The organism is Aeromonas sp. s9, assembly GCF_040907765.1.
GTDB classification, from domain to species: Bacteria; Pseudomonadota; Gammaproteobacteria; order Enterobacterales; family Aeromonadaceae; genus Aeromonas; species Aeromonas caviae.
This window is the reverse complement of sequence record NZ_JBFOCK010000103.1, coordinates 37,220-50,150: the sequence shown is the minus strand read 5'-3', so window position 1 is coordinate 50,150 and position 12,931 is coordinate 37,220. Positions and strand designations below refer to the sequence as shown.

General features: G+C 61.2%; 14 protein-coding genes. 5 read left to right on the top strand and 9 right to left on the bottom strand.

The window, feature by feature from the left end:
* Nucleotides 1-115 precede the first annotated feature (115 nt).
* From AB5Y54_RS19945 to AB5Y54_RS19930, 4 genes are all read left to right on the top strand, one after another.
* Nucleotides 116-562, top strand: a complete 447-nt coding sequence (locus tag AB5Y54_RS19945) for a hypothetical protein (RefSeq protein ID WP_053288903.1) — start codon at nt 116-118, stop codon at nt 560-562.
* Nucleotides 559-1,002: a hypothetical protein gene (locus AB5Y54_RS19940; protein WP_152952594.1), complete on the top strand. Its 444-nt coding sequence runs from the start codon at nt 559-561 to the stop codon at nt 1,000-1,002. Before AB5Y54_RS19945 ends, AB5Y54_RS19940 begins: the two co-directional genes overlap by 4 nt.
* A gap of 369 nt (nt 1,003-1,371) precedes the next feature.
* Nucleotides 1,372-2,136 carry an EAL domain-containing protein gene (locus AB5Y54_RS19935; RefSeq protein ID WP_368154229.1) on the top strand — a complete coding sequence of 255 codons (765 nt, stop codon included), beginning with the start codon at nt 1,372-1,374 and terminating at the stop codon, nt 2,134-2,136.
* Nucleotides 2,137-2,289: 153 nt separating this feature from the next.
* Entirely contained in the window at nt 2,290-3,063 is a 774-nt protein-coding gene (locus tag AB5Y54_RS19930) for a transporter substrate-binding domain-containing protein (RefSeq protein ID WP_161470665.1), read from the top strand.
* Between the two features lie 57 nt (nt 3,064-3,120).
* Here the strand turns inward: AB5Y54_RS19930 and AB5Y54_RS19925 are convergent, their stop codons facing one another.
* Nucleotides 3,121-3,297 (bottom strand): hypothetical protein, encoded by a 177-nt coding sequence (locus tag AB5Y54_RS19925; RefSeq protein WP_368154228.1) that lies wholly within the window; start codon nt 3,295-3,297, stop codon nt 3,121-3,123.
* Between the two features lie 104 nt (nt 3,298-3,401).
* On the opposite strand from AB5Y54_RS19925, the gene AB5Y54_RS19920 reads away from it, so the two are divergent.
* Nucleotides 3,402-3,806 carry a hypothetical protein gene (locus tag AB5Y54_RS19920; RefSeq protein ID WP_010672394.1) on the top strand — a complete coding sequence of 135 codons (405 nt, stop codon included), beginning with the start codon at nt 3,402-3,404 and terminating at the stop codon, nt 3,804-3,806.
* Between the two features lie 93 nt (nt 3,807-3,899).
* Here the strand turns inward: AB5Y54_RS19920 and AB5Y54_RS19915 are convergent, their stop codons facing one another.
* From AB5Y54_RS19915 to norV, 8 genes are all read right to left on the bottom strand, one after another.
* Complete coding sequence (locus AB5Y54_RS19915) at nt 3,900-5,120, bottom strand: aromatic amino acid transporter (RefSeq protein ID WP_161470667.1); 1,221 nt, start codon at nt 5,118-5,120, stop codon at nt 3,900-3,902.
* A gap of 198 nt (nt 5,121-5,318) precedes the next feature.
* Complete coding sequence (locus AB5Y54_RS19910; RefSeq protein ID WP_045522579.1) at nt 5,319-6,533, bottom strand: aromatic amino acid transporter; 1,215 nt, start codon at nt 6,531-6,533, stop codon at nt 5,319-5,321.
* Nucleotides 6,534-6,603: 70 nt separating this feature from the next.
* Nucleotides 6,604-8,070: a tryptophanase gene (gene tnaA / locus AB5Y54_RS19905; RefSeq protein WP_049636370.1), complete on the bottom strand. Its 1,467-nt coding sequence runs from the start codon at nt 8,068-8,070 to the stop codon at nt 6,604-6,606.
* Nucleotides 8,071-8,273: 203 nt separating this feature from the next.
* A complete protein-coding gene (gene tnaC / locus AB5Y54_RS19900; protein ID WP_223302601.1) occupies nt 8,274-8,345 on the bottom strand; it encodes a tryptophanase leader peptide in 72 nt (23 codons plus the stop codon).
* A 189-nt stretch (nt 8,346-8,534) separates the two neighbouring features.
* A complete protein-coding gene (locus AB5Y54_RS19895; RefSeq protein WP_368154227.1) occupies nt 8,535-9,752 on the bottom strand; it encodes a 4Fe-4S binding protein in 1,218 nt (405 codons plus the stop codon).
* Between the two features lie 122 nt (nt 9,753-9,874).
* A complete protein-coding gene (locus AB5Y54_RS19890; RefSeq protein ID WP_109112737.1) occupies nt 9,875-10,213 on the bottom strand; it encodes a DUF1971 domain-containing protein in 339 nt (112 codons plus the stop codon).
* Between the two features lie 51 nt (nt 10,214-10,264).
* Nucleotides 10,265-11,431, bottom strand: a complete 1,167-nt coding sequence (gene norW / locus AB5Y54_RS19885) for an NADH:flavorubredoxin reductase NorW (protein WP_368154226.1) — start codon at nt 11,429-11,431, stop codon at nt 10,265-10,267.
* Nucleotides 11,428-12,912, bottom strand: a complete 1,485-nt coding sequence (norV, locus tag AB5Y54_RS19880; protein WP_368154225.1) for an anaerobic nitric oxide reductase flavorubredoxin — start codon at nt 12,910-12,912, stop codon at nt 11,428-11,430. Before norV ends, norW begins: the two co-directional genes overlap by 4 nt.
* Nucleotides 12,913-12,931 lie beyond the last annotated feature (19 nt).

The following is a 12,931-nucleotide window of genomic DNA, read 5'->3' as shown; positions in this document are numbered from 1 at the left end:
AAATGGCGCCATAGGCGCCATTTTTTTACAGATAGGTTCAATACAAGAATCTCTGTGTGATAAGGTTAGTATTTTTATGACATGAGTCATTATCAATAGGATAAAGGAACCTAAATTGCCTAAAGACTCTAAGAATGTCGCATCAAAGCATTTTTCTGGCGAGATATTCGACAAGCCGTTAATAATGGAAGGTTTTATAGAAAGTGAGCCCACACGTTATATCGCTGAAATGCCATACGATTTAACTAGATATGAATTTAGCATCATAAAAAAGCCTGATAACACAGAAATGTATTTTAATTTGTTCGCAGGTGCTAGTATAGGCCTACTAATATCGATCATTGGAAAAGCCGTAGCCTCCTTAGTAGCTAAAGAAGACCCTCAACTAGCTGGATGGGAAATAATATCGCTAGTCATTGGCTTATTTATTTGCCTAGTAACAAAGCGTTTCGTTAAATCTAATGAAGACAAAGAAAAGGAAGATTTACTAAACGCGATAGAAGAGCACTTCATCAATAACAAAAAAAGAAAACTACATGTTACTAAGGGAGAATGGCAATGAAGATTAATTCTCTTCCCACCAACTATAAGGCACCGAGTAGTATTTATATCGGTAGCAACATCATATCCAATGTTAATACTTTGATAGATTTCAAAGGATTCGCTCCCATATTAATAGGGGATGGCAAGATTCCCAGGATATGGATTAATATACCAGCCAAACAAGATGGTTCAGAGTGGTATCCATTGGTAAAAGATAATTTCTCTACAAACCCATCTGTTCTTGTAATTAAAAGCGGAAATAGAGTTAAAGTAACTACGCCAGATGGCGTGATAATTGACTGTGAAAAAGAAAAGAATGGAAGTGTTACAGTTAATAAATTAAATTTAAAACCCTTTGGTTTAAATGTTTATTCAGATGAAAAAAGCATGAGCATTATGAATGCAACTTTCTCATCAAGCAAATTTTCAAACATGATGTCCGTAATTGGCATTAGCTAACAATGTCAGTTCGTAGGTTCGATTAGCCGTCAGGCGTAATCGGACGTTCGCGTAAATCAATTCTCCCGCCATAACGGCCAGCCGAATTTTCCCCTCCGGCTGGCCACCCTGTTTCATGGCAACAACCGCAATCAAAACCTCTCGTTCGTCCGATTACGCTGCGCTAATCGAACCTGCGGGGCGACGGAGGCCTACGGAGTATGCTGCTTGGTATTGATCGGTCATTGTCGAATCCATCATGGCCCCGACTTTGCCACACAATCCTCTACCCGATACCCGCCAGCCCCAAGGAATAACCTCTGCCGGCGAGAGAGGAGCTGTTATCCTTTGAGGCAATCTCTCGCGACCCCACGCCTTGAAAGGAACGTCATGGACATACCTGCCGCCCCGTCCTCCACCCTCTGCCAGCAGTGTCATGAGCAGGTGGATCTCGGCTTCGATTTCACCATGGCCTTCCAGCCCATCGTCGATTGCAGCCAGCGCACCCTCTTCGGCTATGAGGCCCTGGTGCGGGGGCTCAACAACGAGTCGGCGCAGAGCGTGATTGACCGGGTCAACGACGACAACCGCTACCGCTTCGATCAGCTGTGCCGGATCAAGGCCATCGCGCTGGCCGCCCGCCTCGACATGCGGGGCATGCTGAGCATCAACTTCCTGCCCAATGCGGTCTATCGCCCGGAGCGCTGCATCCGCACCACGTTGCAGGCGGCCCGCGAGCATCTCTTTCCCATCGAGCAGATCATGTTCGAGTTCACCGAGGTGGAACAGGTGCAGGACAACCGCCATATTCGCGGCATCGTCGATCACTATCAGGCCCTGGGCTTCAAGACGGCGATCGACGACTTTGGCGCCGGTTACTCGGGCCTGAGTCTGCTGGCCGATTTTCGCCCCGACATCATCAAACTCGACATGCACCTGCTGCGCGGCATCGACCAGGACCCGATCCGTCAGGCCATCGTTCGCCACTGTCTGGCGCTGTTTACGGAGTTGCAGATCACCCCGCTGGCAGAGGGGATCGAAACCCGCGAAGAGATGGCCTGCCTGCGGGAGATGGGCGTCAGCCTGATGCAGGGCTATCTGTTTGCCCGCCCCGGCTTCGAAACCCTGCCCGAGGTGGATTTCGCCAGCCTGTGAGCGGCGCTGGCTATCTCCCTTTGTTGTCGTTCATTCGGGCAAGGCGGCCCGGAGGGTATCCACGGGCGGACGGCAGAAAGCGCTGGACCGGGCAACCCCCTGGGCTAGGATAGGACTGTCACCCTTTGCAACCACCGCTCTGACAGGGACACCATGGCGCAGGTTTCAGGATACCGCTTCTTCGCTCTTTCACTGCTCTTGCTGCTGGCCTTCCAGGTATGGGGGGCGCAAGGCAGGGGCAACATCACACTAGTAAGCTCCCTTGAAACCAGGGAGTCCCCCTATGGTCGCTGGCTCGATCTCATCTATCGGGATGCGTTCGCCCGCCTGGGCTATGACTTCCAGTACCAGGGCTACCCCGGGGGACGGGCCCCCCTGCTGGCAGAGCAGGGACAGGTCGATGGCGAGATCCACCGCGCCGCCAGCTACCAGCAGCAGACCCGCACCCTCCAGCGCGTGCCCGAGCCCCATTTCGCCGTCTCCTATCAGGCCTATGCCCACCAGCCCGGGATCCAGCTGCAGGGGTGGCACAGCCTGCAGGGCACCGGTTATCGGGTCGAGTTTCGCCGTGGCGCCAAGCTGCCGGAGATGATGCTGGGCAAGGTGGTGGCACCGAACCGGCTCTTTGCCATCGCCACCGCCGAGCAGGGGATGGGCAAGCTGCTCAAGGGGCGCAGTGACCTCTATGTGGAGCAGACCCTGATTGCCAGCCAGGCCCTGGCCGCCCTGACGCGCCAGGACCCGGGCTATGCCGGCATCTACTCCGCCGGGGTGATGGAGCTGGCCGATTCTTACGTCTATCTGCACGAACGGCATCAGGATCTGCTGGCCCCCCTTGCCAGCGTGATCCGGCAAATGAAACAGGACGGCACGGTGGCGCGCTATGAGCAGCAGGCCATGGCGGCTGAGGGCACCAGCCAACCTTAACGTCCTCTTTTTCCGCACGCCCTCCCGCGCCCTGACCATGCAGGAGACCCGGGGCGATCAATTCTGTCGCAGAGTCATGGCCGCAGCGGGCACCCTGTTCGTCAACACCACGTTGACAAAAACGCCCCCTGTAACAGGGAACTCGCCATATAAAACCCCATCGACCTTGTGTTCATCTGGCTTGCGGCCAAAAGGCACCATGTCCGTCTGTGCATACCCCAAATCTTGCAACATCCCCCGCTCCGACCGCCTCATCATTTCGATGGAGTCGCGTCATCGTTCAGGCATATCTTCCCCTCGAGGCCCGTGCCAGGGCCCGATCACAGGAGCAATGCATAATGAAAAAAGCAGTAACGGCCGCCTTGCTGGCCATGATGATGGCGGCCTCGGTTCAGGCGGCAGACAAGGTGACCACGGTGCCGGTGCACTTCGCCAAAGGCGCGCACAGCGCCAAGGTTGACGGCACCTTCTCCGGTTATGACACCATCAACTACACCCTGGGCGCCAAAGAAGGCCAGACCATGACGGTCGCCATCACCGGCAGCACCAATGCCAACTTCAACGTCTTCGCACCGGGCGCCATCCCGGGTCAGGCCGAGGCACTGGGCGGCGGCAACGTGGACACAAAATGGCAAGGCACCCTGCCCAAGTCGGGCAAGTACCTGATCCAGGTCTACCAGATGCGCGCCACCGCCCGTAAAGGCGCCAAGGTCCCCCACTCCCTGTCGGTCGGCATTCAGTAACCGATGCCAATATTGCCTGTGTGACAAGCAAGAAGGAGCCCATGAGGCTCCTTCTTTGTCATTGTGTGCTGGCACTGCGACCCGGGTAACGGCTCAGCCCTTGTAGGCGGGCAGCAGGTCCACCATGTTGAGCAGGTGGAAGGCGGCGGTCAGCACGCCGAACAGGATCACCAGGACGATCATGAAGAGGCCGCCGGGGGCGCGGAAGCCCTCGCCACCTTCTTCGCGCCGGGCCGCCCGCACCTTCCAGGCCAGCAGAGGCGGGATGATGCAGGTCCACAGGGTCGCCACGGCGCCCGCATAGCCGATGGCCACCAGGAAGCCGAACGGGAACAGCAAGGAGAGCACCAGGGGCGGCAGGAAGGTCACCGCCCAGGACTTGGCGCGGCCACCCCGGCTGTTGTCGAACTTGAACAGATCCGCCAGGTAGTCGAACACCCCGAGCCCCACCCCGATGAAGGAGGAGAGGATGGCCGCCATAGAGAAGGCGTTGAGGGCGCTGGCCACCGCCTTGGACTCGATCACCGAACCGAGAGCCTTGAGCAGGGCATCCACGTTGCCCCCCTCCGCGATCACCGGGCCGAACTCGCTGCGGGGCAGGTTGCCAAAGACGCTCACCAGCCAGATGAGGTAAAACGCGAGCGCGATCAGGGTGCCCCCCTGAATGGCGCGGCTGGCGCGGCGCTCTTCACCGTAGTAGGCGCGCATGGAGGAGACCGAATGGTGGTAGCCGAACGAGGTGAGCGCCACCGGCAGCATCACCAGGGCATAGGGGGCGTAGCTCACTTCGCTGCCCACCCGGTCGAGCAGCAGATCGAGGCGCACGTTCATCGACAGGCCCGAGATGCCGAAGGCAAAGCTCAGCCCCATCAGGATCACCAGCAACACCGAGATGCGGTCCACCGCCCGGGTGGAGTGCCACACCAGCAGGGAGAAGGCCAGGGTAAAGAGCACGGACGCCCACTGGCTGCCCATCCCCGTCATGCCGTCGATGATGAGGCCGGCCGAGGTGATGTAGGCATAGAGCAGGATGCCGCCGACGAAATAAACGCTGAGATTGTTGAGGGCGTTGACCTTCTCCCCCAGCAGATCCCGGGTCACGGTATCGAAGGAGACGCGCAGGGGATAGCCCCGATAGGACTCCAGCAGCATCCAGCCGGAGACCGTCATCACCACCATGGTCAGTGCCACCGCGAGCATGGACCAGAGGGTCCAGGCGCCCGCCCCCGCACTCGGCAGCCCCAGCATGCCGGCCCCCACACAGACGCCGGCAATGATGCATGCCCCGCCCACCAACGATGGTTTCTGTTCCATTACTCCCCCAAACGGATTGTCGACTGGTCACGGCACACCGCCGTGCTTCTCCTGCGTTCGCCACTGCTGGCGCCGGGGGACTTTACCCTGCATGCCTTCGGGTATCAAATCCGGAGGGGAAATGGGGGGAAACGGGCCGGATCCTGCGCCCCATCCGTGGAATATGTTCGGGATGGGGCCAGGTTCAGCACACCAGGATCAGCCGGTGTAGACGGGCAGCAGACCCGCCATGGCCATCAGGTGGAAGATGGCGGTAAGCACCCCGAAGACGATGACGGCCACCACCATGGGCTGGCCACCGGGGGCCTTGAACCCCGCCTCGTCCGGGGCCAGCTCCCGGGACTTCTTCGCCAGCAGGGCCGGGATGATGCAGGCCCAGACGGTCGCCGCGGCCCCGGCATAGCCGATGGCCACCACGAAGCCGAACGGGAACATCAGGGAGAGCGCCAGGGGGGGCAGGAAGGTCACCGCCCAGGATTTGGCCCGCCCCCGGCGACTGTTGTCGAACCGGAACAGATCCGCCAGATAGTCGAACACCCCGAGCCCCACCCCGATGAAGGAGGAGAGGATGGCCGCCATGGAGAAGAGGTTGATGGCCTGGGAGACCTGCCTGGACTCGATCACCGAGGCCAGCGCCCCCAGCAGCACATCCACGTCACCCCCCTTGGCGATGACGGGGCCGAAGGCGGGACGAGGCAGGTTGCCGAAGATGCTGAGCAGCCACAGCAGATAGAGCGCCAGGGCGATCAGGGTCCCCCCCAGGATCGCCTGCCTGGCTTTCTGCTCCTCGCCGTAATAGGCGCGCATCGATGCCACCGAGTGGTGGTAGCCAAACGAGGTGAGCGCCACCGGCAACATGGCCAGGGCGTAAGGGGCGCGGCCCAGCTCCTCGGCAAAGGAGTTGAACAGCTTGGCGGTGTCGACCTTGCTGGCAAGCCCGGAGACCCCGAACACGAAGCTCAGCACCATAAAAACGATCAGGACGACCGAAATCCTGTCCACCGCCCGGGTCGAATGCCAGACGAACCAGGAGAACACCAGCACGAACAACACCGAGGCCAGCTGGCTATTGATGCCCAGCAGGCCGCCCAGGATGAGACCCGACGAGGTGATGTAGGCATAGAGCAAAATGCCGCCCACGAAATAGACGGTGAGGTTGTTGAAGAGATTGATCCTGCGACCGAGCAGATCCTTGGTCACCGAGTTGAAGGAGGCAGTCAATGCGTAGGGTTTCAGGGCTTCCAGCAGCATCCAGCCTGAAACCGTCATGACGACCATGGTAAGAATGATGGCGAGGGTTGACCAGCTGGTCCAGGCCCCGGCTCCCGCGCTCGGCAGCCCCAGCATGCCGGCACCGACACAGACGCTGGCAATGATGCAGGCCCCTCCAATGACGGACGGTGTTGATGTCATGTGTGTCACTCCAAATCTTTCACAGAGCAGTGAAAAAAAAGGGCACAGAAAAATCTGTGCCCCTGACTCGTTATGCTTCTATCAATTTTTTCTGCGTCTTGCCGGCTGACGAGTCGTTATGCTCGACCTCTTTCAGTCTGGCGGTGAAGTGGCGCAGCACGGCCGGCTCGTAAATGAAGTCCAGCCCCTTCACCCGGTGGGCGTTCTTCTTCACCTCGCCGAAGGCCTCGATGACAAAGTCCATGTGGGTCTGGGTATAGGTGGCACGGGGGATGGTCAGGCGCAGCAGCTCCGCCGGGCAGGGGTGCTGCTTGCCGGTGGCGGGGTCGCGCCCCAGCAGCAGGGAACCTATCTCCACCGCCCGGATGCCGGCGACCTTGTAGAGCTCGCAGGCCAGGGCGTGGGCCGGGAACTGATCCGCCGGGATGTGGGGCAGCAGCTTGCCCGCATCCACGAAGGCCGCATGGCCCCCTGCCTGCTGGCACACCACGCCGATGGCCTCCAGCCCGTCCACCAGGTACTGCACCTGGCCGATGCGATAGGCCAGCCAGTCCTGGCGCATGCCGTCCCGCAGGCCCACCGCCAGGCGCTCCATGGCGCCCCCTTCCAGGCCGCCATAGGTCGGGAAGCCCTCCTGCACCACGCACAGGGTGCGGCACTCGGTGTAGACGTCCAGCATGCTGTCATCCTTGAAGCACAGCAGCCCCCCCATCTGCACCATGGCATCCTTCTTCGCCGACATGGCGAGGCCGTCCGCGTACTTGTAGGACTCTCTGGTGATCTCCTCGATGGTCCAGTTCGCGTAGCCGGGCTCCCGCTGCTGGATGAAGTAGGCGTTCTCGGCGAAGCGGGCGGAGTCCATGATGACGGGGATGTCGTACTTTCTGGCGATCTCGTACACCGCCTTCAGGTTGGCAATGGAGACCGGCTGCCCCCCGGCGGAGTTGCAGGTGATGGTGCTGACGATGTAGGGCACGTTGGCGGGGCCCGCCTCCAGGATGGCCTCTTCCAGCTTCACCAGATCGAAGTTGCCTTTGAAGTCGGCGGTGACCGAGGTATCGAACGCCTCCCTGGTGTAGACGTTCTTCGCCACGCAGCAGTTGATCTGGGTGTGGCCCTGGGTGGTGTCGAAGAAGTAGTTGGAGAGGGCCACCATCTTCTTGCGATCCAGCCCCTTCTCCTGCTCCCGCTTCTTGATGAGCACGGGGATGTAAATCTGCTCGGCGCCGCGCCCCTGGTGAGTGGGGATGGTCAGGGAGTAGCCGAAGATCTCCTGCACCGCCTGTTGCAGGGCATAGTAGCTGCGGCTGCCGCTGTAGGCCTCGTCACCGCGCAGCATGGCGGCCTGCATGTCCTGAGTGATGGCGCCGGTGCCGCTGTCGGTCAGCAGGTCGATGAAGACGTCTTCGCTGTCCAGCAGGAAGGGGTTCATGCCCGCCCGGACAATGGCCTCTTCCCGATAGGCACGGGTGGTGCGCTTGACCGGCTCGATGACACGAATACGGAAGGGTTCGGGCAGATGCTTGAAGTTTTCCATAATATAAACACCCCAGATTTAAATATTCAAAATGAGTCTCTTCCCCCGCCGAAAATAGAATGTCCGGCAGGTGGGAAATATTGGGAAATGGATGCACGACATCGCCTCGCCAGAATAAACAGGCGAAGACAGGTGCAGCTATTTCAGTTCAGGAATGGAGGCGGGCTTGTGGCATGGCAGGCATGCTGCGCCGCCGCGGGGAATTACAGCGGGAAGAAGAACGCGATCTTATGGTCCAGGGTAAACCACTTGGGATAGCTGACCTTGATATTCATGTTGTTGCTCATCCAATTGAAATTAACAACGCCAAATAACAGCACCCATTATGGTGGGGAGCGCTATATGATCAATTGCAATATGAGCAAAGTGGGATGGCGCTAACAATTTGGCGGGGGATTTTTATACAGCTTATTATCGCCAATCCGAAAGATCCTCCCATCATCCACCTTTTGCCCTTTCCCCCCTCAGTGGCTCAGCCAGGGCAGCCGCTGCAACAGCTCGTAGCGGTCAGGGATCGGTGTCTGGCTGACCCAGAGATCCAGCAAGCCATAGGAGAGCAGCGGCAACACCAGCAGCAACAGACAGAGCAGCCCCAGCAGTTGGCGGGGGGCGAGTCGCTGCCCTTGCGTGCCAAGATGCAGGGCATCGGCCCGCTTGGGGCAGGCGGCCACGCAGCTCTGGCAACTGGTGCACTCGAGACTGCGCACCGCGATAAGCTGGTGTACCTGGATGCGCGAGGGGCAGGCCCGGCTGCACTTGTCGCAGTCGTGGCCCAGGCTTCGCAGGCAGCGGGCCGGGTCGCGGCGAATGCGCAATGGGGTCAGCAGGCCGAGCAGGGCGAACCAGGCGCCATAGGGGCAGAGATAGCGACAGAACCCTTGCCGAAAGGTGGCGGTGAGCAGCAGCACCCAGCCAAGGCACAGGCCCGAGATCAGGGTCAGGTTGAAGAAGAAGGCCCCCATCTTCATGTCCGCTGCCTGATGGTAGGGGCTGGCGAGGTAGCCGGACAGGGCGGCGGCGGGTACCGCCAGCAATATGATGAAGAGCAGAAAACCGAGCACCAGAAACTTCTGGCCGCGCAACACGGCATCGAGCCAGCGCGGCGGGGTCCACTCCCCCGGCAACAGGCGCGAGCGCAGGCCGTGCAGCCACTCCCCCACCAGCCCGAGCGGGCAGAACCAGGCGCAGAACGCCCGACCCAGCAGCAGGGCCGACAGGGAGAGCACCAGCACGGTGACGGTGGCCGCCGGGTGATGGGGGTCCGTCAGCCCCTGCCCGAGCCAGGCCCGCAGCCCGAGACCACCTGCGATGGGCAGGAAACCGTCCACCACGTCGGGGCGCACCAGCCAGGGGGTCATCCCCAGCCCCAACTGTCCGATATGAACAACATATTGAACCGCCACCAACACCCAACACAGCAGCAATAGCTGCCTGGTGGCCGTTCTGAGACGTTGACTGTCTATGTGGGCCAGCATGAGTAGGGGGCGATAGCGCAGCCAGAGCGCCAGGGTCGTGCCCACCAGCCCCAGTGCGAGCCAGAGTACCGAATCCGCCACCAGCAGCCAGAGCGCGGCGGCCAACAGCAGAGAGAGCGTCCAGCCCCAACCGCTGCGGCCCTGCCACAACAACAGAACCAGATAGACCAGACCCGAGGTCATGGTCAGGGCTTCCAACAGGCTCATGCTTCCCTCACAGTGCTCATCCGAATCGAGGGGGCAGGATAACCAACATCTGAGTTGATGATTTTGATCTGCATGGGCAGAGGGGGCATTTGCCCGCTCCGCCCCCTCAGCCTTAAACCCCGTTATTTGCGGCTGTGGAACAGCGGCTGGTCGGATTCGGCCTGCTCGGCCCAGAAGTGGATGTTGAAGCGGGCATCCTCCGACAGCTCAACCCTGTGCCAGTACTGGGGCGGGCTGGTGGCAAACTCCCCGGCCCGGATCACCAGGCTCACCTCGGGCTCCTCGGCATGTTCGTCGGCAAAGCCGTGATAGGTGACGGTTCCCTCCATCACGCAGAGCTGGCCGAACACCCCGGCCGCGGTGTTGTGGTGGGTGAGCAGGGCCTGGGGCACGTTCTGGCGGGTGAAAAAGGGGGTGGAACGGCGTACCACCCAGTGAGACGGGATCAGTTGCATGGCCATATCGGTTCTCCTCGAGTGGCCGGGTCAGCCCGGCCTTCGGCTATTAATGGTTCAACGGGGCAGCTGACGCAGCAGCGGGAAGGAGGCGCTCATCTGGTCGCCCCCCACCACGAAGCCGCACAGCTTGCCATCTTCGCCGTGCGCCTCGGCCACCATGCCGTGGCTGTTCCAGCGGCACTGCCAGGCGAGATCTTCACCCCGGGTACGACCCGCCAGTTGCAGCGGGTAGCGCGGCGTCTTCACCTTCACCAGCATGGGCGGCAGGGCCAGCGGGGTCGGTGTGCCGAGCAGGGTGCGCGCCAGCGCATTGGCCCCCAGCACTATGGGTTGCAGGAAGGGGAGCAGCTGACCTTGCCACTGCACGCAATCCCCCAGGGCGAAGATGTGGGGATCGCTGGTCTGCAGCCGATCATCGACCAGGATGCCGCGCTCCACTGCCAGCCCGGCCCCACGGGCCAGGGCCAGATTCGGCCGCAGGCCGATCGCGGCGATCACCAGATCCTGCTCGCTGATGCGCCCATCGGTCAGGGTGACGCGCCAGCCATCCCCCGGCTGGGCATCTATCCTGGCGAGACCCGTCCCGAACTGCAGGCTGACCCCCTGGCTGCGCAGGGCCTGTTGCAGCGGCTCGGTCAGGGCGGCGGGTAGCAGGGCGCTTAAGGGGCTGTCGGCCAGATCCACCAGCGTCACCTCTTTTCCTGCGCTCGCCATGTCCATCGCCAGCTCGCAGCCGATGAGCCCCGCCCCCAGCACCAGGATGCGGCGGGCCTGGCGCAGTTGCGCCTCGATGGCGGCGTACTCCTGCTGGCTGTTGAGGGTGACCAGGTGTTCGCTGCCCGGCAGATCGGGGCGCACCGCGCTCGCCCCGGTGGCCAGCACCAGCTTGCCGTAGGGGAATTCCCCCTGCTCGGTCAGCACCAACCGCCGGGCAGGGTCGATGCCATGCACCGGGCAGTGGGGCAGCAGCGCGATGCGCTGCTGCTCGGCAAAATCGCTGCCGCTCTGACGGGTCATGGCTGCGGCAGGGCAGCCCCGACTCACCACGTGGCTCAAGTCGGGCTTGTTGTACTCATCGCCGCTGTCGGCGGTGATGAGGCGGATGGGCTGCTCGGCGTTAAGCTTGCGCAGGCTCTTGACCAGTTGCTGGGCAGCGAAGCCGCTGCCGATCACCACTATCTCCCGGCTGATGCCGGCGTCACTCTGCGTTGCTGCGCTCATACACAGGCCTCCACGGCGCAGGGTTCAAATACCTCCTTGCCGATGCCGCAGCCGGGGCAGAGGAAACTGTCCGGCACCTGGGCCCAGGGGGTGCCCGGCGCCACCAGCTGATCCGGCTCGCCCTGGGCCGGGTCATAGACCCACTGGCAGACCGTGCAGAGCATGGCCTGGTCATCGTTCCATTCGGCGGCGGCCGCTGCGGCTTGCGGCTCAACAGCAGGCATCGCGAGGACGGGCGTCACGGTTGTCTGGGTTGTGGTGATCGGGCGGGGTGCGTCCAGCGGGTGCAACGCCCACTGACGGGCGAGCTGGCGGCCATGCTCGCGGCATTCGGCCAGCGCCGAGCCATCCGGGCGCCACTTGGCCTTGAGGGAGATGCTGATGTCAAAGCCTGCGTCCATCAATCGGGTCTGGATCCGGTCCACCGCACCGCCGGTCCAGCCGTAGCTGCCGAAGGCCGAGGCACGCTTGTTGCGAAAACGCAGGCCGGTGATCTCCTCGAGCATGCCCGCCACCTTGGGCATCATGACGTTGTTCATGGTGGAGGATCCCACCAGTATCCCCTTGGAGCGGAACACCTGGGTCAGGATCTCGTTCTTGTCGTGGCGGGCCACGTTGTAGATCTTCACCGCCACGCCGGGGTCCACCTCGTGGATGCCCTGGGCGATGGCGTCGGCCATCATGCGGGTGTTGTTGGACATGGAGTCGTAGAACAAGGTGATGCGGTCTTCCTGATAGTGGTCGGCCCACTCCAGGTATTTCAGGATGATCTGGGTGGGGTCCTCGCGCCAGACGATGCCGTGGGAGGTGGCCACCATGCTCACCGGCAGGTTGAAGCCGAGCACCTCCTTGATCTTGGCGGTCACCAGGGGGCTGAAGGGGGTAAGGATGTTGGCGTAGTAGCGCTGGCACTGCTCCATCAGCTCGGTCTGGTCCACCTCGTCGTTGAACAGGTGCTCGTCGCAGTAGTGCTGGCCGAAGGCGTCGTTGGAGAACAGCACAGCATCCTCGGTCATGTAGGTCATCATGCTGTCGGGCCAGTGCAGCATGGGGGTCTCGATGAACACCAGCTGCTTGCCGTTACCGATGTCCAGGCTGTCACCGGTCTTGACCGGGTGGAAGTTCCACTCCGGGTGGTGATGATGGCCGGTGATGGAGTCGATGGCGTTGTGGGTGCAGTAGATGGGGGTGCCGGGAATGCGGGTCATCAGCTCGGTCAGGGCGCCGGCGTGATCCTCCTCGGCGTGGTTGATCACCACATAGTCGATGGCGGCGAGATCGATCTCGGCCGCCAGGTTCTGCACGAACTCCCGGCTGAACTTGTGATCGACGGTATCGATCAGCACGTTTTTCCCTTCGCGGATGAGGTAGCTGTTGTAGCTGGTGCCCTTGTGGGTCTTGTACTCGGTGCCGTGGAAGTCGCGTACCTCCCAGTCCCGTTGGCCGACCCAGTGGATGTTGTTCTTGACGTGAATGCTCATCAGGCAGTTCCTCGAATGC